Annotated in this window: 20 protein-coding genes; 7 read left to right on the top strand and 13 right to left on the bottom strand. The window is 59.0% G+C overall.

Annotated features, from left to right (window positions below; genetic code table 11):
- Window position 1: 1 nt before the first annotated feature.
- The 6 genes from FOY56_RS04200 to FOY56_RS04180 all read right to left on the bottom strand — a co-directional run bounded on the left by FOY56_RS04200 (window position 2) and on the right by FOY56_RS04180 (window position 5,609).
- On the bottom strand, window positions 2-1,069 hold the full coding sequence (locus FOY56_RS04200; protein ID WP_146344531.1) for a heme-dependent oxidative N-demethylase family protein: 1,068 nt from the start codon (window positions 1,067-1,069) through the stop codon (window positions 2-4).
- 1 nt (window position 1,070) lies between these two features.
- Window positions 1,071-2,057 (bottom strand): PDR/VanB family oxidoreductase, encoded by a 987-nt coding sequence (locus FOY56_RS04195; RefSeq protein ID WP_146344530.1) that lies wholly within the window; start codon window positions 2,055-2,057, stop codon window positions 1,071-1,073.
- Complete coding sequence (dmmA, locus tag FOY56_RS04190) at window positions 2,054-2,650, bottom strand: dimethylamine monooxygenase subunit DmmA (RefSeq protein WP_146344529.1); 597 nt, start codon at window positions 2,648-2,650, stop codon at window positions 2,054-2,056. Before dmmA ends, FOY56_RS04195 begins: the two co-directional genes overlap by 4 nt.
- Before the next feature lie 54 nt (window positions 2,651-2,704).
- Window positions 2,705-3,853, bottom strand: coding sequence for an aminomethyl transferase family protein (locus FOY56_RS04185; RefSeq protein WP_146344528.1), 1,149 nt, complete (start codon window positions 3,851-3,853; stop codon window positions 2,705-2,707).
- A 156-nt stretch (window positions 3,854-4,009) separates the two neighbouring features.
- On the bottom strand, window positions 4,010-4,183 hold the full coding sequence (locus FOY56_RS23460) for a hypothetical protein (protein ID WP_186766232.1): 174 nt from the start codon (window positions 4,181-4,183) through the stop codon (window positions 4,010-4,012).
- A 22-nt stretch (window positions 4,184-4,205) separates the two neighbouring features.
- Complete coding sequence (locus FOY56_RS04180; RefSeq protein WP_146344527.1) at window positions 4,206-5,609, bottom strand: ammonium transporter; 1,404 nt, start codon at window positions 5,607-5,609, stop codon at window positions 4,206-4,208.
- Between the two features lie 204 nt (window positions 5,610-5,813).
- On the opposite strand from FOY56_RS04180, the gene FOY56_RS04175 reads away from it, so the two are divergent.
- The 4 genes from FOY56_RS04175 (at window position 5,814) to glnT (ending at window position 10,178) form a co-directional block, all read left to right on the top strand.
- Window positions 5,814-6,743: a class II glutamine amidotransferase gene (locus FOY56_RS04175; protein WP_146344526.1), complete on the top strand. Its 930-nt coding sequence runs from the start codon at window positions 5,814-5,816 to the stop codon at window positions 6,741-6,743.
- On the top strand, window positions 6,744-7,421 hold the full coding sequence (locus FOY56_RS04170; RefSeq protein WP_146344525.1) for a GltB/FmdC/FwdC-like GXGXG domain-containing protein: 678 nt from the start codon (window positions 6,744-6,746) through the stop codon (window positions 7,419-7,421). It begins immediately after the preceding gene.
- Window positions 7,422-7,431: 10 nt separating this feature from the next.
- Complete coding sequence (locus tag FOY56_RS04165; protein ID WP_146344524.1) at window positions 7,432-8,775, top strand: FMN-binding glutamate synthase family protein; 1,344 nt, start codon at window positions 7,432-7,434, stop codon at window positions 8,773-8,775.
- Between the two features lie 68 nt (window positions 8,776-8,843).
- A complete protein-coding gene (gene glnT / locus FOY56_RS04160) occupies window positions 8,844-10,178 on the top strand; it encodes a type III glutamate--ammonia ligase (RefSeq protein WP_146344523.1) in 1,335 nt (444 codons plus the stop codon).
- Window positions 10,179-10,231: 53 nt separating this feature from the next.
- On the opposite strand, the gene FOY56_RS04155 is transcribed toward glnT, so the two are convergent.
- Window positions 10,232-10,624 (bottom strand): hypothetical protein, encoded by a 393-nt coding sequence (locus tag FOY56_RS04155; RefSeq protein ID WP_146344522.1) that lies wholly within the window; start codon window positions 10,622-10,624, stop codon window positions 10,232-10,234.
- 161 nt (window positions 10,625-10,785) lie between these two features.
- Between FOY56_RS04155 and FOY56_RS04150 the strand changes: the two genes are divergently transcribed.
- Complete coding sequence (locus FOY56_RS04150) at window positions 10,786-12,120, top strand: trimethylamine monooxygenase (protein ID WP_146344521.1); 1,335 nt, start codon at window positions 10,786-10,788, stop codon at window positions 12,118-12,120.
- Between the two features lie 52 nt (window positions 12,121-12,172).
- On the opposite strand, the gene FOY56_RS04145 is transcribed toward FOY56_RS04150, so the two are convergent.
- Window positions 12,173-12,565, bottom strand: a complete 393-nt coding sequence (locus tag FOY56_RS04145; RefSeq protein ID WP_146344520.1) for a hypothetical protein — start codon at window positions 12,563-12,565, stop codon at window positions 12,173-12,175.
- On the opposite strand from FOY56_RS04145, the gene FOY56_RS04140 reads away from it, so the two are divergent.
- A complete protein-coding gene (locus FOY56_RS04140) occupies window positions 12,564-13,103 on the top strand; it encodes a hypothetical protein (RefSeq protein WP_146344519.1) in 540 nt (179 codons plus the stop codon). The two genes, FOY56_RS04145 and FOY56_RS04140, sit on opposite strands and share 2 nt — an antisense overlap.
- Before the next feature lie 28 nt (window positions 13,104-13,131).
- On the opposite strand, the gene FOY56_RS04135 is transcribed toward FOY56_RS04140, so the two are convergent.
- The gene (locus FOY56_RS04135; protein WP_146344518.1) at window positions 13,132-15,501 is read right to left on the bottom strand and encodes a trimethylamine N-oxide demethylase; all 2,370 of its coding nucleotides are present in this window, start codon (window positions 15,499-15,501) and stop codon (window positions 13,132-13,134) included.
- A gap of 138 nt (window positions 15,502-15,639) precedes the next feature.
- Between FOY56_RS04135 and FOY56_RS04130 the strand changes: the two genes are divergently transcribed.
- The gene (locus FOY56_RS04130; protein WP_146344517.1) at window positions 15,640-16,491 is read left to right on the top strand and encodes a DMT family transporter; all 852 of its coding nucleotides are present in this window, start codon (window positions 15,640-15,642) and stop codon (window positions 16,489-16,491) included.
- On the opposite strand, the gene FOY56_RS04125 is transcribed toward FOY56_RS04130, so the two are convergent.
- The 4 genes from FOY56_RS04125 to FOY56_RS04110 all read right to left on the bottom strand — a co-directional run bounded on the left by FOY56_RS04125 (window position 16,464) and on the right by FOY56_RS04110 (window position 21,673).
- Entirely contained in the window at window positions 16,464-17,492 is a 1,029-nt protein-coding gene (locus tag FOY56_RS04125; protein ID WP_146344516.1) for a GlxA family transcriptional regulator, read from the bottom strand. The two genes, FOY56_RS04130 and FOY56_RS04125, sit on opposite strands and share 28 nt — an antisense overlap.
- Window positions 17,493-17,760: 268 nt before the next feature.
- On the bottom strand, window positions 17,761-18,726 hold the full coding sequence (locus FOY56_RS04120; protein ID WP_281288791.1) for an NAD(P)-dependent oxidoreductase: 966 nt from the start codon (window positions 18,724-18,726) through the stop codon (window positions 17,761-17,763).
- A 31-nt stretch (window positions 18,727-18,757) separates the two neighbouring features.
- The gene (gene cueR, locus FOY56_RS04115; protein WP_146344514.1) at window positions 18,758-19,153 is read right to left on the bottom strand and encodes a Cu(I)-responsive transcriptional regulator; all 396 of its coding nucleotides are present in this window, start codon (window positions 19,151-19,153) and stop codon (window positions 18,758-18,760) included.
- Between the two features lie 9 nt (window positions 19,154-19,162).
- On the bottom strand, window positions 19,163-21,673 hold the full coding sequence (locus tag FOY56_RS04110) for a heavy metal translocating P-type ATPase (protein WP_146344513.1): 2,511 nt from the start codon (window positions 21,671-21,673) through the stop codon (window positions 19,163-19,165).
- Window positions 21,674-21,814: the final 141 nt, after the last annotated feature.

The raw sequence follows: 21,814 nt of genomic DNA, 5'->3' as shown, positions 1-21,814 counted from the left end.
GTTATTTCTGCAGCGCCGGTTCTGTGTCGAAGTCAGGGAAAATGCCGGGGGACGTCGGCAACCCGTCGTCGAACTGCGACAGATAATCCAGCATCATCGGACGGTTGTCGATGAACCCCTTATACGTGGCCAGTTCGACGGGAAGATCGCGCACCACGCGGTGCAGGCGGCGGCCCCATTTTGGCATCGTCATCAGATCCTGAAAACTGCACAGATAGCAGCGGATCGGAAACACCAGACCGTTTGAACGCGGCAGGCGGAAGAAGGTTTGCAATTCGACCCGCAAATGCTGTTTCGCGCCGATGTTTTCAGGTGTCAGCGTCGTCTTTTGAACGCCCCATTTGTGATAGTTTTCCGGGCTGGTGTCGAGCAGCGGATTGACTGTCATCGTCCAGTTCAGGCGCCGCGCAGGGGCGCCTTGCTGGATGTTTAGCAGGAACTTCAGGGCGCGTTCAAAGATCCCTTTTTCGTGGGCAAGCGGTACCGGGGCATGCCATTCAAAAAAGTTCATGCCGATGTCGAAATCAAGGCTCCAGTCGGCCTGGGTCGTGACTGTGCCCGCGTCCATCCACAGGTTTCCGTCACGCTGATCCAGCACGCAGAAATCGCCCTGCGTCTGGCGGGTGATGTATTCCATCGGGCCATAGGGCAGGGTGGTTTCGTCGAGGAAGGTGAACGTGTCATCAATGCCCAACGGCTTGTTGATCCAGCGCCATGTGTCGCCGTCGCGATGCAGTTCGAACAGATCCGGGTAATCTTCGGATTTGGAGACCATGATCAGTTCCAGCAGGTCCCAACCGGCCAGCGTCATGTGGGGCAGCGACTGACAACGCAGCGGATCGTCGGCCAGCACCATCGCCCGGTCACGCATTTCAGATATGTAATGTTCATCCACATCGAACCGCTTTTCATAGACAGACCCTTCGGGCCCGCCGCGGTGCTGCTCCATGTTGACGGCATACATATAGCTGTCTTCGTGGAACGGGAACGGAAAGCGTTTGATCGCCCAGTCCGAGTTGTGGAACGAATAATCGTCGCGAAAGGTTTCGTCGTTGAACTGAATGGTCATCTTATCTGTCCAATTCCAGAGATTTGCCGGCAAAGCGGCTGACGCAGGGCATGATTTTTTCGCCGCTGGCGTGTTGGTCTTCGGTCAGCCAGTGGTCCCGATGGACGAATGTTCCGTCATGGGACACGACATTGGTTTCGCACTGCCCGCACGACCCGCCGCGACACAGGAACGGGGCTTCGACTCCGGCCCGTTCGATGGCTTCCAGCAGGCTTTCGTGTTCGCCTACTGTGATGGTTTTGTCTGACTTACAGAGCCGCACTTCGAACGGCTCACCGGGTTGCGGGGCCAGGAATTCTTCGGAATGGACATTGGCATCCGGCCATCCGGCCGCCGAAGCGGTGGCGTGCACCCAGTCGATCATGCCTTTAGGCCCGCAGACGTATATGTTCGTGCCCAGCGGTTGACCATCAAGCAGGTCTTCCAGACGGATCGCCTGATTTTGATCGTCGTAATAGATGTGAACCTTGTTGGGGTATTTATAGCGCAATTCGTCAACATAGGTGCCAAGCGCCGGGGTGCGGCAGGCATAGTGCAGCTCCCAATTGCCGTTCGAGTGTTCAAGCTGGGCGATCATCGCCATGAATGGCGTGATCCCGATCCCACCGGCCAGAAACACATGCTTGCGCGCCCGCAGGTCCAGCGAAAACAGGTTGACCGGATAGGTGATCGTCATCCGGTCGCCGACCGACACGTTGCGGTGCATGAACAGCGACCCGCCCCGGCCTTCGTCATCGCGGCGCACCGAAATTGCATAAGTCGTGAGATCAGCCGGGTCGGACATCAGCGAATAAGGGTTCAGCCGATGGCGACCGTTGTCATCCATTGTCACAACAGTATGCGCGCCGCCGGAAAACGGCGGGAACAGATCACCGTCGCTGCGCTGAAACTCAAAACGGGTGACAAGATCGTTCAGCGGGACCACGGCGGTCACGTTGACAGCGATCTTTTCGGCGCCGGGTTTGGCTTTCTGGGGGGCCGCGCTCATTCGTAGATCCCCTTCGGTGCGGGGACATTGCCCGGGTCTTCGGCATCGATGCAGACGCCCTGATAGGCGGCCAGACGGCGCGAATAATGGTCGCGCACAAACAGGTTCAGCCCGCAATGGCTGCACACGAACGGGTCGGTTTCGACGTCTTCGGTGATGCCCTTGCAGTGCACGCATTGCATACGTCGCGCGGTTGATCCGCGATGTTCGGTCTGAATGGCCGTGTGGGGGATGCCCGCCATCATGGCTTCGTTCTGGGCCTGACCCATCAACCCTTCGGTCCCGGCCAGATACACTTGCAAACCCATATGCGCGTCCTGCAAAACCCGCCGGATTCGCGAGACCGAGGCCGCATATGTCGGGCCTTCGTAGAACTGCGCCGGGTTCAGGCTGCGCAGCTTATCGGCAAAATCGGTGCCGCGCGGAATATAGATGATGTGGGTCTGTGCCATCAGATCGGGCGTTGCGATGTCCATGATCGCCTCGGCACCGTCTGCGTCAGCGATCATCAGATGACCCTTGCCGGGGCGGGCCTCTAGCGTTCCATAAACCGGTCGACTTTTGATCGACGGCGGGAATTCGAATTTCGACATGGCTGTCCTCGTCACATGAAAAGGGCGCAAGGTGAAACCCTGCGCCCCTGTCTTTTAGCCCTTTGCGATGCGGATTGACTTGTCTTTGTCATAGAACGGCATCTCTTCGGCGGTTGCGGCGATCTCGGTTCCGTCACCGTTGCGCACTGTCAGGGCAGTGCCGGGTGTGGCGCAGTCGACCGGCATACGGGCGATCCCGACATTGTGGCCGTTCAGCTCGGAATACATGCCATAGGTGACAACACCGACCTTCTCGCCGTTTTGCAGCAGATCCGCGCCTTCGTCCGCAGGTGTGGTTCCTTCGAGCATGACGCCGTAGATCTTGAACCGTTCCTTACCTTCCGAGGCATAATGGTTCTCGGCCCCGATAAAGCCGACCTTGCCGGGAGAGACCGTGAACTCAAGCCCGAGTTCCCAGAGTGTATCGCCAGCGGGTGAGCCATCTTCGAACGGATAGGTTTCAGAGTTATCGCCGGGATAGAACAGCAGATAGCTTTCCGTGCGCAGCAGATCGAGGGTCGAAAACTGAACCGGCTGGATGCCCATGCTGGCACCTTCGCTGAGGATCTGATCCCACAGTTGCACGGCGTGCTTGCGCTGGCAGAAAATCTCGTACCCGCGTTCCCCGGTGTATCCGGTGCGCGAGATCATGACGGGGCAGCCGAAAAGCTTGGTCTGCAGGATCCCGAAATAGGCCAGATCACGAATGCCATCGACGTGTTTGGCAAGGAAATCAACGGCGACAGGGCCCTGCAGCGACATGTCGTGCATGTCGTCGTCAAACACCACAGCGCAGTTTTTCGAGGCTGCAACCATCGACAGTTGTTCCATGCCGGTACCGGTGCCATGCACCACCATCCATGTGTTCACCGACAGACGATAGATGATGCAGTCGTCGATGAACTTGCCTTCGGTGTTCAGAATACAGGCATAGGTCGACCGCCCCGGCATGATCTTTTCGACGTTGCGGGTGGTCACGCGGTCGATGACATAGGCCGCATCCGGGCCGGTCAGGTGGACCTTTTTCAGACCCGACACATCCATCAATCCGGCTTTGGTGCGGACCGCTTCGTAATCGGCTTTGGCGCGTTCGGGTGTGTCGTCGTAAAACCACGCCGTGCCCATGCCGTTCCAGTCCTCAAGCTCGCCGCCGATTTCGGCGTGGCGGCCAGCGAGGGCGGAGTTTCTCCATAAAATTGCCATGCCAATTTTCCCTGTTCGTTATGAGTCTTGTTGACGCTTATTCAGCCCGACCACGGGCCAAAAAGCAAGAATGTAGTGCAACTTTTTTTCCTGTTGGGCAAGTTTCGCATGCAAAAGGGGCGGCCAGTGGCCGCCCCTTTGTCGATGTGTCGTCGATTACTTTTCGAATTGTCGGGTCTTGGCAGCTTCGGTCTTTTGGCCAAAGACCAGAACCGCGAGGCAGATCAGCGCTGCGATGAGGGTAAAGAACCCCGGCATCGCCGATCCCCAACCCATGAACATTGCACCGTCGACAACCGACCAGCTTGCTTCGTCATATGGAAAACCCATGATCTTGTCCTTTCCTGTGTGATTATTCGCCGGGCGCCAGGTTGATGCCTGGTGCGGGGATGCCTTCGGGATAGCCGCGAGCCGGGACTTTCACCATGTCCATGCCAGCAATTTCCGCACCTTCCGGGATGCGCAACATGCCTGCCATTTTCAGCAGCAGCGACACAACGTACCCGGGCACGAAGCCCAGCAGGAAGAAGACGACGGCTCCAACGATCTGACCGATCAGGCTGATTGTAGGCGCTTCGCCGGCTGCGCCCTGCAGGGCAGGATAACCGGTTGCAAAGATGCCCAGCATCACCACGCCGTACAGGCCAATGGTTCCGTGCACGGTCACCGCGCCCACGGCATCGTCGATGCCGCGTTTTTCCAACCAGTCGGCACAAGGCTTGAGGATGAAGCCAGCCGAGAAGGCGATGATGAAGGCCAGCGCGGGGAAATAGATATCCAGACCAGACGCGGTCGAGATGATACCCGCAAGGGCGCCCGACATCATCCAGAACGGATCGCGCGTCAGAACCCAGGATCCGATGATACCACCGGAGATACCCATAAGGATGTTGAACGACAGCGCCGACAACGTGATGGGGGTGCCGTAGATGGTCGACGGCTTGTCGGCAAACCAGCTCCAGGCTTCGCCCGGTACGATCACACAGGCCATGAGGAAGCCCCAGAAGCCTACGATGATCAGCATCAGGCCGGTCACGGTCAGAGGCATGTTGTGGCCCGCGATATGGTTGGCGGTTCCGTCTGCGTTGAACTTGCCGATGCGGGGTCCAAGGTTGATCAGGACACCCAAGGCAAAGAAACCGGCGACGGCGTGCACAAGGCCAGCAGCGCCAAAGTCATGAACACCCCATTGCGTCACCAGCCATCCGTCTGCGTGCCAGCCCCATGCGGCAGCGACAACCCAGGCAAAAGATCCTAGCACGACCGCAAGGATCACGAAGCCCACCGTCTGGATACGTTCGATCACGGCGCCCGACATGATCGAGGCCGTGGTTGCAGCGAACAGCGCAAAGGCGCCAAAGAAGACACCCGATGCCTGGTCGGCAATGTTCGGACCCATGTACTGAGCGCTTTCGCCCCAGCCCCATGCAATCGCGTTGGCATATTCAACGCCCGAGATGCCAGCAGGCCCCGGTGCGCCCGGCAATCCGGTGGGGAAGCCCCAATAGACCCACCATCCGAAGAAGTAGAAGGTCGGGATCATGAAGGCGAAGGCGAGGATGTTCTTGACGCCCGAGCTGAGAACGTTCTTGAGCCGCGAGGCGCCCATCTCGTAGGCAAGGAACCCAGCGTGAATGATGATCATCAGCGGTATTGTCAGATAATAGAATGTCTCGGCAAACATGGTGTTGGTCGTACCACTTTTTGCCTGGAGCGCGGCAATCTGGGCCGTTAGCTCTGCGATTTGCTCTTCCACGATGAACCCCCGTGTTGGTCTGGTGACGTGATGCGTCGTCTGTTCGCGTTGTGCGACGCTGGCCAAATTGAACCATGTGTTTTTTCGTCTGGCGACTCTTTTTTTAACTGAAGTGAAAAATAGTTTCCCAATGGTTGAGCGTCTGATCTAATGGTGCTAGCGTTTGAGTCGAATGAACGATCACTTTTGGGAGGACCTGTAGACATGTGCGGGATCGTCGGACTTTTTCTGAAAGACACGTCACTGGAACCCCAATTGGGCAACATGTTGACCGATATGCTGATCACGATGACTGATCGCGGCCCTGATAGCGCCGGCATCGCGATTTATGGTGCGGAAACAGAGGGTAACGCCAAGCTGACCGTTCAATCGGATACCCCTGAAACGGACTTTGCCAAGTTGGATAATGACCTGCGCAAACGGGTCAAAGGCAAGGTGTCGATGACCATCAAGGACACCCACGCCGTGGTGTCATTGCAGGCCGATCAGGTGGCCCTTGCGCGCGAGGTTCTTGCCGAAATCCGGCCCTCGGTTCGGGTGATGAGCCATGGGTCAACTCTGGAAATCTATAAAGAAGTCGGATTGCCTAAAGATGTGGCAGATCGGTTCGATATTCGCGGAATGGCGGGGACACATGGCATTGGCCACACCCGCATGGCGACAGAATCGGCTGTGACCACCATGGGCGCGCACCCGTTCAACACCGGCATCGATCAGTGTCTGGTGCACAACGGGTCGCTGTCCAATCATAACTCGCTGCGGCGCAAATTGCGGCGTCTGGGCGTGCATATAGAAACCGAAAACGACACCGAAGTTGGCGCTGCGTATCTGACGTGGAAAATGCAGACCGGATCGACCCTGGGCGAGGCGCTGGCCTCAAGCCTGGATGATCTGGACGGGTTCTTTACGTTTGTCGTCGGCACCAAGGATGGCTTTGGCGTGGTACGCGACCCTATCGCCTGCAAACCGGCTGTCATGGCCGAAACCGATCAATACGTGGCATTCGGGTCCGAGTACCGCGCTCTGGTCAACCTGCCCGGCATCGAGACTGCCAAAGTGTGGGAGCCCGAGCCCGCCACAGTTTATTTCTGGTCGCACAATGCGGCCCCAACCGCGCAAGAGAAAGCGGCATAAATGCAAACATTTGACTTGGAAGCGCAGGGTCTGCGCGCGCTCAATTCCGCTCTGCATGCCCAGTCGGCAGACACCAATCAAACCCATTGGGAAATCGTGAACCCCAAGGGCAGCCACGCCATTGCCGTGGGTCTGGACGCCCCGATCGAGGTCGATATCAAAGGCTCGACCGGGTATTATTGCGGTGGCATGAACAAGCAGGCGACCTTGCATGTGCATGGATCTGTCGGGCCGGGAACGGCTGAAAACATGATGTCGGGTATGATCGTGGTCGAAGGCGATGCATCGCAATACGCAGGGGCCACCGGTCATGGCGGTACACTGGTCATCAAGGGCAATGCATCGTCGCGCTGCGGGATTTCGATGAAAGGCATCGACATCATCGTGCACGGCAACATTGGGCACATGTCGGCGTTCATGGCGCAATCGGGCAATCTGGTTGTCTGCGGCGATGCAGGCGATGCGCTGGGCGACTCACTGTACGAAGCACGCCTGTTTGTGCGCGGGTCGGTCAAATCGTTGGGGGCCGATTGCATCGAAAAAGAGATGCGCCCCGAACATATCGCGATCCTGGAAGAACTGCTGGAACGCGGTCAGTGCGATGCAAAGGCGTCCGAGTTCAAACGGTACGGTTCGGCGCGCAAATTGTACAACTTCAACATCGACAACGCATATTGAGGGCGCAGGGATGAAAGACGACACCACCGGCGCACCGCGCACGATGCCGATTCAATCGGCGACATTCTCGAACCCTGTGAACGCCGAAATCCGGCGCGCAGCGGCGACGGGTATTTATGACATTCGCGGCGGCGGCGCCAAACGCAAGGTGCCGCATTTCGACGACCTGCTGTTTTTGGGCGCGTCGATCTCGCGCTATCCGTTGGAAGGGTATCGCGAAAAATGCGAGACCTCGGTGACGCTGGGTACGCGGTTCGCCAGTAAGCCTATTGAATTGGACATTCCCGTAACCATCGCTGGCATGTCCTTTGGCGCGTTGTCCGGTCCTGCAAAGGAAGCGTTGGGGCGTGGCGCCACGATGGCCGGCACGTCGACCACCACCGGCGACGGTGGCATGACGGAAGAAGAGCGCGGGCATTCGAACAAGCTGGTCTATCAGTATCTGCCGTCGCGCTATGGCATGAACCCTGATGATCTGCGCCGCTGTGATGCGATCGAGATCGTGGTCGGGCAGGGCGCCAAGCCCGGCGGCGGCGGCATGCTGCTGGGGCAGAAGATCAGTGACCGCGTTGCCGAAATGCGCAACCTGCCCAAGGGCATCGATCAGCGTTCGGCCTGTCGCCACCCGGACTGGACCGGCCCGGATGATCTGGAAATCAAGATCCTTGAGTTGCGCGAAATCACCAACTGGGAAAAGCCGATCTATATCAAGGTCGGTGGCGCGCGGCCGTATTTCGATACCACTTTGGCCGTCAAGGCGGGCGCGGATGTTGTCGTGCTGGATGGTATGCAGGGCGGTACGGCGGCCACGCAGGACGTGTTCATCGAACATGTCGGCCAGCCGATTCTGGCCTGTATCCGCGAAGCCGTGCGCGCACTTCAGGATCTGGACATGCACCGTGAAGTGCAGCTGATCGTGTCGGGTGGTATCCGCAACGGCGCGGATGTGGCCAAGGCGATGGCGATGGGCGCCGATGCGGTGGCCATTGGCACCGCAGCCCTGATCGCTCTGGGCGACAATGACCCCAAGTGGGAGGCTGACTATAACGCGCTTGGCACTACAGCGGGCGCTTATGACGACTGGCACGAAGGGCAGGATCCGGCGGGCATCACCACGCAGGACCCGGAGTTGATGAAACGGTTCGATCCCATCGAAGGCGGGCGGCGTCTGAACAACTATCTCAAGGTGATGACGCTGGAAGCGCAGACCATCGCGCGGGCGTGCGGCAAGAACCACCTGCACAATCTTGAACCCGAAGATCTGTGCGCGCTGACGCTTGAGGCGGCGGCGATGGCGAAAATCCCGCTGGCCGGGACCGACTGGTACCCGGGCAAACCCGGCACAACTTATTGATCTGATAATAAGGGCGCGGCCAGCACGGTACGCGCCCTCACCATACCAAGCCCAACAGGAACAGACACATGACCATCGATCTTGCACAGTTTGCAGCCGAGAATGGCGTCAAATACTTCATGATTTCCTTCACCGACCTGTTTGGCGGCCAGCGCGCGAAACTGGTGCCCGCGCAGGCCATTGCCGACATGCAGGCGGATGGGGCTGGGTTTGCCGGGTTTGCCACCTGGCTGGACATGACCCCGGCGCATCCCGATATGCTGGCGGTGCCGGACCCGTCATCGGTGATCCAGCTTCCGTGGAAGCCCGAAGTGGCGTGGGTTGCCGGCAACTGCGTGATGGAAGGCGAAGACGTCGCGCAAGCACCGCGCAACGTTCTGCGCCGCCTGATCGATGAAGCTGCCGAAGAAGGCCTGCATGTCAAAACCGGGATCGAGGCCGAATATTTCCTGATGACGCCCGATGGCAGCCAGATTTCGGACGAATACGACACCGCCGCCAAGCCCTGCTATGACCAGCAGGCCGTGATGCGCCGCTATGACGTGGTGCGCGAGATCTGCGACTACATGCTGGATCTGGGGTGGGGCCCGTATCAGAACGACCATGAGGACGCGAATGGCCAGTTCGAAATGAACTGGGATTTCGACGATGTGCTGCGCACGGCTGACAAGCATTCGTTCTTCAAGTTCATGACCAAAAGCGTTGCTGAAAAACACGGGTTCCGTGCAACCTTCATGCCGAAACCGGTCGAAGGTCTGACCGGTAACGGCTGCCATGCCCACATCTCGGTCTGGGATGCGCCGGGCGCGGCGTCGGAAACCAACGTGTTTGCGATGGAGGCGAATAACAGCAGCCAGACGGCCGAACTGGGCCTGTCCGAAAAGGGCCGTCATTTCCTTGGCGGCATCATGAAACATGCATCCGCCCTGGCGGCGATCACCAACCCGACGGTCAACAGCTATAAGCGTATCAACGCGCCGCGCACGATGTCCGGCGCAACCTGGGCGCCCAACACCGTGACGTGGACGGGCAATAACCGCACGCATATGGTACGCGTTCCGGGCCCGGGCCGGTTCGAATTGCGGCTGCCGGACGGGGCGACGAACCCCTATCTGTTGCAGGCAGTGATCATCGCGGCGGGCCTTGATGGCATCCGGTCAAAAGCCGACCCCGGACCACGCCACGATATTGATATGTATGCCGAAGGGCACACGATCACCGATGCGCCTAAACTGCCGCTGAACATGCTGGATGCCCTGCGCGAATACGACAAGGATGCCGGGTTGAAAGCCGCGATGGGCGAAGAGTTTTCGACGTCTTACGTCAAGATGAAGATGCAGGAGTGGGATGATTTCATTTCCCATTTCTCGCAGTGGGAAAAGGACAATACGCTCGATATCTGAGTTGTTTTTCTCCGCAGGTTTCAGACCGCGTCCGATGTTCGGGCGCGGTTTTTTTAGTTTAGCCACCCGGCCCGCGCGGCGATCGAAGAATACCACAACAGCGCCCCTCCGATCAAAACGGCCAGAAGTGTGCTGGGCGAGACGCCGACCACGGAAACGGTCTGGGCCATTGTCAGAACGATGCCGACCATTGATGCCAACAGGACCTGCACGGCGGCCCTCCGTCTGAGAAGGACCAAGATGCATCCCGTGGCCCCGGCGAATACGGCGACGCCAAACGCGGCCGTTGCCCAGGTGGGGCGGGTTTTGATGATCAGTTGATAAAGTTCCGGCATCTGATCGACCGTTTCAGCATTCATCTGCGCGATGAAATTCAGGCACCCCATCAGGTTCCAGACAAGCCCCAGCCCTGCGATGATCCAAAAACTGAAATGTGGTTTCGTCATGTTTTACCTATGCTGCCTTTTGGGGCTCTGCCTGCCTGAAATCCATACTAGCACGTCAAAAAGCGGCGTGTGAAATTTTTACTATCGTTCAAAATAGTTGACTTGCAGGGGCGATTTGGGTCGAATTGGATCAACGCCAAATGTCCGAGGAGAGTCGCACAATGCCCAAACGTATCGCCATCATAGGAGCCGGTCCTTCTGGCCTTGCTCAGCTGCGCGCCTTTCAGTCGGCCAAGCAGAATGGAGAAGAGATTCCCGAAATCGTTTGCTTTGAAAAGCAAAGCAACTGGGGGGGCTTGTGGAACTATACGTGGCGCACCGGGTTGGACAAATATGGTGAGCCGGTCCACGGGTCGATGTATCGCTATCTTTGGTCCAACGGCCCCAAAGAAGGTCTTGAATTCGCGGATTATACGTTCGAGGAACACTTTGGAAAACAGATCGCTTCCTATCCACCAAGGGCGGTTCTGTTTGACTATATTCAGGGCCGTGTCGACAAGGCGGATGTGCGCGATCTGATCCGGTTTGAAACGGTCGTGCGCCGGGTCGAGTTCGAAAACGACGTGTTCAGCGTCACGGTCACGGACCTGCCGAATGATCACGAATACACCGAAGAATTCGACTATGTGATCTGCGCTTCGGGGCATTTTTCAACGCCGAATGTGCCCGAGTTCGAAGGCTTCGAAAGCTTCAAGGGGCGGATTTTGCATGCCCATGATTTTCGCGACGCGCTTGAGTTCAAGGATCAGGACATCCTGATCGTTGGTACCAGTTATTCTGCCGAAGATATCGGGTCACAATGTTGGAAATACGGCGCGAAATCGATCACCGTATCGCACCGCACGGCGGCGATGGGGTTTGACTGGCCTGACAATTGGTCTGAGGTGCCGCTGCTGACCAAAGTCGTCGGCAACACCGCGCATTTCAAGGATGGCACCACCCGGGACGTCGATGCGATTATCCTGTGCACCGGCTATCTGCATCACTTCCCGTTCATGGCCGAAGACTTGCGGCTGAAGTCAACGAACCGGTTGGCCACCGCGAACCTGTACAAGGGCGTCGCCTGGGTCAATAACCCTGCGGTATTCTATCTGGGCATGCAGGATCAGTGGTTTACCTTCAACATGTTCGACGCTCAGGCATGGTGGGCGCGGGATGTGATCATGGGCAAGATTGCGTTGCCGTCCGAGGCCGAGATGGCAGCGGATGTTGTCGAACGGGTGGCCCGTGAGGACGAACTTGAAGATGACTATGGCGCGATTTGGTATCAGGGTGGCTATATCAAGGAACTGATTGGTGAGACCGATTATCCGACCTTTGATGTCGAAGGCGCGTGTCAGGCGTTCAAGATGTGGAAGGGGCATAAGAAGGCATCAATCATGACCTTCCGCGACAATTGCTATGCTTCGGTCATGACCGGCACCATGGCGCCGCTGCACCACACACCGTGGAAAGATGCGCTGGACGACAGCATGGCGGTCTATCTGCAGAACTAAAGCGTAAACTGGGACCGGGCAGCAATGTCCGGTCTTGCCCCTCAACGACGTTTCACGTTTCGGGCACTGTGACTTTGTCGATGACTTTCCAAAGCACTGTCTCGAAATACCAGGCATCCGGTAACCGCGCCAACCAGAGGCGACGACGGTTTCCATAGACCATTAACGAGGTTTTCGTGCTTCTGGTTTTGGCAATCTGGTTGATGGAAATTGCGTCGATTTCCCCTTTTGGTTCGGCGACAAGAAGTCTTTCGATCGTCAGCAGATAAGACACCGGCCTGAAAAAGCGGTGAAGAGCTAGGAGCGGAAAGAAATAAAACGCGAGGGAAAGAAAGATAATCCAAATGGCATCCGCCAAGCCAGGTAGGACACGCCCCTTGATTGCCATGACTATTTGCTCGTTCTCGTTGAGGGTAATTGGCGAATGATGGGTAGCCGGGAACATGAATACCCTGTCTGTGTTTCACGCCGGATCAAAGATTGAGAAGACCCAAGTTACCGGTTTTTTGCCCAGTTTGTTTCGGCAAAAAGTCCTTAGACACAATTTGAAAGGCGGCCTTGCCCGCCTGTGTGGCTTCGCGTGGTTTGCGGCTAATTCATGCTGGACATCCGGGGCACAAAGTCGAAGCATTTGGAGATTTTCCACGGGTAGGATAGAACTGCAGACACTGACCTGCGGCACCTGCGCTTTCTACACCGAGCAGGTGAGAACTGGAGACGACAATATGAATCTTGAGAGGCTTACCGCGCGCGTGACGCAAGAGCTGGATACGGCCCTTTCCGACCTGCCAGACGCAGAGAAGGAAGCGATTTTGGAGATCGTTCAGCGGGCGATGCTTGACGCGTCGAGCCGGACGCACCGCGAGTTGAAGCAAGCCGCTGTCATCTGCTGTGGCCCGGAGGCGGACCTGGCCCATAAGATCCAGGAGCAAATGGACCAAAAGCGAGACATGCTTATCGCGAACCTGACCGCTATGCGCTGAGCTGGCGCGCAGCGACGTCGCCTGACCCTTAGCTGCGTGGGCGTTCCTTTTTCGGATCATAATGGGCGAAGGGTACGATTTCGGCGGGCAAACGTTTCTGGTGGCCATCCAGTTTGCCGATTTCGAGTTTCGTTCCAATGTCAGCATGGGCCACGTCCACTCGCGCCAGAGCAATATTTTTGCCCAGCAGCGGTGAGCGCATGGAGGATGTGACTTCGCCGATCTGGGCGCGCCCGATATGGATGCAATCGCCGTGATCGACCGGAACGTTGCTGTCGATGTCCAGTCCGACCAGTTTGCGGCTGGGGTGCTCTTTACGTCGGATCAGGGCGTCGCGGCCGATAAAGTCATCCTGCTTCGATTTCAGCGGGACGGTAAAACCGATGCCAGCCTCGAACGGGTCGGTCTGGTCGGTAAAATCGTAGCCTGCAAAGATCAGCCCGGCCTCGATCCGTACCATGTCCAGCGCTTCAAGGCCCATTGGGCGCAGACCATGATCCTGTCCGGCCTCCCAGATCGCATCAAAGAGTTCTGCGGCGTCTTTGGGATGACACATGACCTCATAACCCAGTTCACCGGTGTACCCGGTGCGCGAAATCACAAAGGGCGTGCCGGATTCGTTGTTCAGGCGCGCGGGGGTGAAACGGAACCAGCCAAGCTGATCGAATTCGGGATTATGCGGGGCGGTCCAGACGATCTTGCGCAGCAAATCGCGGCTTTCGGGGCCCTGAACGGCCACATTGTGCAATTGATCTGTCGAGGAGCGGACCAGAACCTTGAGGCCCAGTTTTTCGGCCTGCTCCCTGATCCAGTCCCCGCCGTAATCGTTGCCGCCGATCCAGCGGAAATTGTCTTTGCCCAGGCGGAACACGGTGCCATCGTCGATCATGCCGCCGTGTTCATAGCACATGGCCGTATAGACCACGCCGCCCACGGCCAGCGTTTTCATGTTGCGGGTAAAGACGTATTGGCACAATGCCTCGGCATCTGGTCCAGTGATCTCGAATTTCCGCAAGGGCGACAGATCAAGAATCACGGCCTTTTGGCGGCAGGCCCAGTATTCTTCGATCGGGCCAGCCTCGGCATAGCAGTTTGCCAGCCAGTATCCGTTGTATTCGATAAAGTTGCGGGTGTGTTTGGCAAAGCAGTCGTGAAAGCCGGTTTGTTTGGTCATTTTGGGGTCCGCATTTGGGGTGGGCCGATAGGCAACGCTGCGTTGAAAGGTTTCGTGGCCGCTGTAGGTGCGCACGTGGATGTCGGTGGGGTTCCAGCCGTTGGCCGCCGTGGTGTCATCGGGGCAGGCGGATGAGACACAGACGATGTCTGTCAGAGCGCGCAACAGCACATAGTCGCCGGGACGTGACCAGGGTTCATCCGAATACATCACCCCGTGGTCATCAAGGAAGGTGTTGAAGAAGAAGTTGATCGCCATCCAGCCCGGGCGGCCCGTGACGTTAAATTCGGACAAGGCTGCGTTGAAGTTTTCGGAACAGTTCACATGGCCCGGATACCCGATGTCGTCATAGTACTTGGCCGAGCAGGCCAGCGCAAAAGCGTCATGGCGCCCGCAGGTGTCCTGAACCACTTCGACAAGGGGCAGCATTTCCTGATCATAGTATTTTGCGTGCAGTCCCGGCATCGGGTAGGCGTGCCCCATCAGGGTGCGGGTGGTGGTCACGTCCAGCGCGTGTTCGATGCCCTTGTCCAGCTTGCGGGCCGAAAAGCATTCGAAATCCGTGCATTGGCGGCCATCCACATCGATGATCTGGATATAATCTCCGGCCTTCACGAAAAACGCTTCGGCGGTCTGGGTGTGCACGCGGATGTCGGACAGTGGGTCGGCCAGCGGGTCGGGCAGTTCGAATTTGACGTGGGATTTGATCGTCGCGCGTTTGACCATGACCGTCACAGGCGTGGTGGTGTCCTGCGCTTCGGCGTCCATTGCGCCGCCGGGGGCTGCGATGATGACCACGCCGTCGCGTTCGACACGCAGGGTCTCTTCCGTCTTGGCGCGGGTTTGCGGATCAAACAGACGGACAGCGCGGGCAGGTGCCAGATCAATGTTGCGCGCATCCAGCCCCATGCGCAGGCCGCGCAGGGATTGATCGTTACCGGTCAACAGCGCGCGCAACCCATCTGCCGGGGCCTGCGGTTTGCGATCAAGGATGCCGTCCTGAACACGCTGTTGTTGGTCTGCGCTGACGATTTCACAGATCTGCCCGCCTTCGTCATTGATGACAGTGATCTGATCACCGGCTTCGACCGGGATCAGAACAGCACCTGCGCCCTGTACCACATAGCGTTCGGTTCCGGGGCGGAGCGAAAAGACAGACGGCTGAATGATCTGGCTGGGCCGCGGCGGGCCCGGCTTTACCTTGGGATAGGGGTCGTCAAGCATCTGTCGCCTCCCATACTGTACAAACTTTGCACTAGCGGAATAAATATTTAACTGTGAGAATAACAACGCGCGTGAAATGCCGCAAGGGAATGGGATGCGTCAGATGAAAAATAGAGGCCATCCAACAGAGAATTCAAAATGGGTGCGCTGACGCTGGGCCTGATTGCCGCCCTGAGTTGGGGGGTGCATGACACCTGTGCACGGTTTGTGACGCAGAAGGTGGGGGTTTTCCCATCGCTGTTTCCTGTTCTGGCCACCGGCTGCCTGATGACGGTCGGGCTTGCAGTGTTCTTTGATGGGGGCATGGTGTCGTCCCATTCGGCGCTCTTCGCGATACTGTCCGGGCTGGCGATCGGGGTCACGGGCATTTCGTTTTTCAAGGCGCTGTCGATCGGGCCCGTGCGGTTGGTTGCCCCTGTGGTCGCGAGCTTTCCCATCCTGTCGGTGGGCTGGGCCGTGCTGAACGGCCAGTCGGTCTCGGCCCTGCAGTGGGTGGCGGTGATCGTGATCGTCGGCGGCGTCGGCTTTGTGGCCCTGATGTCTGACGATGATGAAACGGCGGCGCCGGTTGGGCCTGCCTTGATCTGGTCCGGGCTTGCGGCGGTCGGGTTTGCCACCTCGTTTGCGCTTGGGCAGGTTGCGATGACGCAGGGCACTGAGTTGTCGGCGATTGCCACGGCGCGCTTTGGGGCGGTCGCGATTGTCGGGGTGCTGGCGCTGATACAGCGTGCGCCGGTTCTGCCGGATCGCTCGAAACTGCCGGTTCTGATGTTTATGGGCGTGCTTGATGCAACGGCCATCGGGGCCGTCATGCTTGCCGGGACCCTGGCCTATCCCGAGTTTGCATCGGTCGCCGCGTCAACCTTTGGTGTTCTCACGATCATTCTGGCCGCCGTCTTTTTGAAAGAGGGCGTGGCGCCGCGCCAATGGTTTGGGATTGTCGCTGTTTTCGCCGCGATTGGTTACCTTGCGTTGGTCCGCCCGTTATAGGTCAGCAGCGAGATCTTCTTGCGGTCGCGCATCTTGGATGGGGTGACGCCATACTCGTCCTTGACCGCTTTGGTCATGGTCGAACACGATCCAAAGCCGGTTGCGACGGCAACATCTATCATTGGCAGCAGGGATTCTTCGATCATGGCACGCGCGCGTTTCACCCTGAGGCGTTTGTAGAACCGGGCGGGCGTGTCATCGAACACGGCGCGAAACACCCGCTCAAGATGGCGCGTCGAGACACCGATATGGGTGGTGAGATCGTCCATCGACAACGGCTCGTGCACGGTGGATTCCATCACGCGGATCGCCTCGGTCAGGCGGGCATCAAACAGTCCCTCGGTGTCGGCGATGCATTTGGGTTGATCGGCGTCGCTTTTGCGAATGGTCTGCAGCAACAGGTGATTGCCCAGTTCGGCCACCTGCGTGTTGGTCAGATGGGGTGAGATCAGGCCGACCATCAACTCCATCGTCGATCCGACCCCCGCAGAGGTGATGATACCATCCGAGTTTTCCGACAGATGCGTGGTCAGGTTCGGATGATATCCGGTTTCGGACAGCGTCGTCGCATCGCGCCAGTGGGTGGTGACCCGCCCGGCCGGATCGCGCGTGGCCTTGATGTACCCGGTGGCCGCGTCCGAAAGCAGAACAACGGTGCGTGCTTTGCGCTGCATGACGCGCGCACGGCGCAGCCAACTGCCGGACGATGCGTTTTTGCCGCCAATGACGACCATCATATCGGCCAGACCATGATCGGTGACGGATGGTTCGCCCCGTACAAGCGTGCCCTGATCGCTAGTGACAAGCCCGGGCGTGTCTGTCGAAAAGCGCCACGAAAACACATCGCGCCTGAGCACGAGGTTGGCCGTGGCCAGCACATGGGTCACCGAATTCAACTCAAGCCCGTTAAAGCCCTTGCTGACATAGATTTCGACGACACGGTCCTTGATGGGTGAAGCAACCGAGGCGGCGACGTCAAATTTCTGTTCCTGCTTGCCCATCGTTACGCCACCCGACGCGCGGCGGCTTTTGGGATGGGGCAACCGGCACTAAAGGCTGAGTGCCATTTGGCGGTGGTTTGATCTTTCATTTTCAATCCCAATGCGCGGATCGCGGGCTGGCAAAACGTCAGGGCTGACGACGTGGCGGATACGTTTCTTTCCCTTTGTGCAATAAATTTCACCAAGAGTACACAAAAACCCGCATCGGGCGCTGGCGGTGCAGACCGCCGGTGTCCCCCGGTAATCTGCGGGGGACACCGTTTGCAGCTTAGCCCATAGCCCGAAGACGGCGGATCAGGCTGGAGGTATCCCAGCGCCCGCCCCCCTGCTTCTGGACGTCTTTATAGAATTGATCGACCAAGGCCGTCACCGGCAGGCTGGCGCCGATGTCGTTGCTGGTGTCCAGACAGATGCCCAGATCCTTGCGCATCCAGTCTACTGCGAACCCGTGTTCGAAACGATCGTCCAGCATGGTTTCATAGCGGTTGGCCATCTGCCACGATCCGGCAGCTCCGCCAGAGATCACATCGACCACAGCCTTGCCATCCAGCCCGGCTTTTTCGGCAAAATGCAGGCCTTCACTGAGGCCCTGCACAAGACCGGCGATGCAGATCTGGTTGACCATCTTGGTCAACTGCCCCGCACCGCTGTCGCCCAGCCGTTTGATCGACCGGCCATAGGCCTGCATGATGGGTTCTGCGGCATCGTATTTGTCCTGATCGCCGCCACACATGATTGACAATACGCCGTTCTCGGCCCCTGCCTGACCACCCGATACAGGCGCGTCGACAAAGCCAATGCCCTTGTCAGACGCAACCGCATAGAGCTCGGCTGTGACTTTGGCTGACACGGTGGTGTGGTCAACAAAGATCGTGCCGCTGTCCATGCCTGCGAACGCGCCGTCGGGGCCAGTACACACAGCCCGCAGATCGTCGTCATTGCCGACGCAGGACATTACGAAATCCGCGCCTTTGGCGGCTTCGGCAGGTGTGACACCCATGCTGCCACCATGTTCTTCGACCCATTTTTCGGCCTTTGCGGCGGTGCGGTTGAACACACACACATCATGCCCGGCGGCCTTCAGGTGGCCCGCCATCGGATAGCCCATGACTCCCAGGCCCAGAAACGCAACTTTTGCCATTTCGAAATTCCTTTTCGCGATCGGAGGGCTGCAGGTGCCGGGGCCCGGCTCCTCCTGCGCGCGATGGGCCCCGTCTGTTCCGGTGCGCACCATGACGGGTTTTTTGCAGGATGCAAAGCCGGTCTCAGCCAGCCAGATCCTGCCCCAGATCTTTCAGGATCGGGCAGTCGGGGCGATTGTCCCCGGCGCAGGCATCGACCAGATGGGTAAGCGTATCGCGCATCGCTTCCAGATCGGCGATTTTGTCTTCGATCTTGCGCAGGTGATCGCGTGCCACCTTTTTGACGTCGGCGCTGGCGCGGGTCTCATCTTCGTACAGCGCCATCAGGGTCCGGCAGTCTTCGATGGTAAAGCCAAGCGTGCGGGCCCGTCCCAGAAACGACAGCTTGTGCAGGTCCTGTTCGCGAAACGACCGGTACCCGTTTTCACCGCGCGCCGGCGTGACCAGCCCAATGTCTTCGTAATAACGGATGGTTTTCGCGGGCAGACCGCAGCGGGTTGAGACATCCCCGATGTTCATATGGACCTCCTATCCGGCGAGCGAGGGCTGGGCGCCCTTGGTTACGGTATTTTGCAAGGGTGTGTCGGGCTTTGTCAGCGCCGGGCGGACCCGACGCAAGCGCAGCGCATTGGTCAGCACGAACACGCTGGACAGGGCCATCGCCCCTGCCGCGAGCGCGGGCGACAACAGTGGTCCGCCAAAGGGATAAAGCACCCCGGCGGCCACCGGGATCAGCACCGTGTTATACCCGAAAGCCCAGAACAGGTTCTGCTTGATGTTGCGCATGGTTCTGCGGCTCAGATCAAAGGCAGTGACCACGCCTTGCAGATCCCCCGACATCAGCACCACATCCGCAGCTTCAATCGCCACATCCGTCCCGGTGCCGATGGCGATGCCGATATCTGCCGCCGCCAGGGCCGGGGCGTCGTTGATGCCGTCGCCGACAAAGGCCAGTTGGCCGTATTGCTCCCTGAGCGTTTCAAGTGCTGCCACTTTGCCGTCAGGCAAAACGCCTGCCACAACATGGTCGATGCCCAGCTCGGCCGCGACGGCGTCGGCTGTGGCTTTGGCGTCGCCTGTGACCATGGCGACCCCAAGCCCCTGCGCCTTCAGCGCGCGGATCGCTGCCGGAGACGTCGGTTTGATCGGGTCAGACATGGCGATCAGCCCGGCCAGTTTGCCGTCCAGCGCAACAAAGACCGGGCTGCGGCCCTTGGCGCTGAGGGTTTGGGCCGCGTCCGTCAAGGCACCTGTCGGGATGTGTTCCCGGTCCATCAACCGCTCGGCCCCGATCAGGATCTGGCGGCCTTCCACGTTGGCCTGCAGCCCCATCCCGGTCAGCGCCTGCACATCCTCGGCAATGGGCGCGTCCAGTCCTTTGCGATGTGCGGCGTCGACAATGGCCCGTCCCAGGGGGTGTTCGGACAGCGCTTCCGCCGACGCGCAAAGCCGCAGCAGATCGTCAGCGTCAATGCCTTCAGTGGTGACCAGATCCGTCAGTGCAGGCTTGCCCATCGTCAACGTGCCGGTCTTGTCCAACACCACAACACGGGCGCTCTGCAGGCGTTGCAGGGCGTCCCCTTTGCGAAACAGAACACCCAGCTCTGCCGCGCGCCCGGTTCCCACCATGATCGACGTCGGCGTCGCCAGACCCATCGCACAGGGGCAGGCGATGATCAGCACCGACACACCGGCGACCAACGCCAGTGACAGCGCCGGATCGGGGCCGAACATCAGCCAGATCAGAACGGTCAGCATGGCGGCAGCAAGAACCGCTGGAACAAACCAGCCGGTAATCCGGTCCACCAGCCCCTGAATGGGCAGTTTGGCGCCCTGCGCCTGTTCCACCATGCGGATGATCTGGGCCAATGCCGTGTCGCTGCCGACCCGTGTCGCCTGCAGGCTCAGCGCGCCGGTGCCGTTGACAGTGCCGCCAACCACTTCGGCGCCGGGCGTCTTTTCAACCGGCACCGGTTCTCCGGTGATCATGCTTTCATCCACATAAGACGCCCCGGTCAGCACTGCGCCATCCACGGCGATACGCTCACCCGGGCGCACATGCACGGTTTCCCCGACGCGGATCTGGGCAATGGGGCGCTCCACCGTCTGCCCGTCGCGATCAAGAAGGGCGGTCGCGGGCTGGAGCCCGACCAGCTTGCGAATCGCAGCCCCCGTGCGCCCTTTTGCGCGGGCCTCCAACAGACGTCCCAGCAGGATCAGAACGACAATCACCGCCGCAGCTTCATAATACACGTTTGCAGTTCCGGTCGGCAGCACTTTGGGCGCAAAGGTTGCAATCACCGAATACCCGTACGCCGCCGACGTCCCCAGCGCGACCAGGGCATTCATGTCCGGAGCACCGCGAAACAGGGCAGGGAAGCCCTTGAGGTAAAACACGCGCCCCGGCCCGGCCAATACAGCAGTGGTCAAAACGAACTGGATCAGATGGCTGGTCTCGGTTCCGATGGTCCGCGCGATCAGATGATGCAGCGACGGGATCATATGACTGCCCATCTCGATCAGGAAGACCGGCAATGCCAGCACCGCAGCGATCAGGGTCGCACGCGCCAGATGCCGGATCTCGTCGGCCTTGCGGTCAGCCATATCGGGCAGGGTGGCGTCAACCACCTGCGCCGAATAGCCAGCCTGCGTTGCTATCGCCGCAATGGCGTCTGGGTCCGTCGCGCCTGCCGCATAGGTGACGCGGGCCCGCTCTGTCGCCAGGTTCACCTGCGCCGACAGCACGCCTGCGCCACTGGCGAGCGCCCTTTCGACCCGCCCGACACATGAGGCACAGCTCATCCCTTCGATCTCAAACTCGGCGTCAGCGGTGACAGCCGGATACCCGGCCTGCGCCAAAGCCTCGGTCAGCGCGCCGGGCAGCACAGTTTGGTCATGGATGATTTCAGCCGTTTCGGCAGCCAGATTGATTGATGCTTCACGCACCCCCGGCACCGCGCGCAGCGCCTTGTCGACCCGGCCCACGCAAGACGCACACCCCATTCCGCTGATCTGTAATCTCGTTGTCGCGTCCGACATCGCTTTGGTCCCGTTCTGAGTTTATGCGGATCAGATAAGGGTTCCAGTCAGGGGAAGGTCAAGGCGTCACGCGTCATAAAAACCAGACAGTTTGGCGCAGGCCCAGACCGCGCGTGCCTCCCTTTTTGGCTTTCTTCTCTT

It is taken from the genome of Falsiphaeobacter marinintestinus, assembly GCF_007923355.1.
GTDB lineage: Bacteria > Pseudomonadota > Alphaproteobacteria > Rhodobacterales > Rhodobacteraceae > Phaeobacter_A > Phaeobacter_A marinintestinus.
The sequence above is the reverse complement of the archived record's forward strand: the minus strand, read 5'-3'. Positions and strand labels throughout refer to the sequence as shown.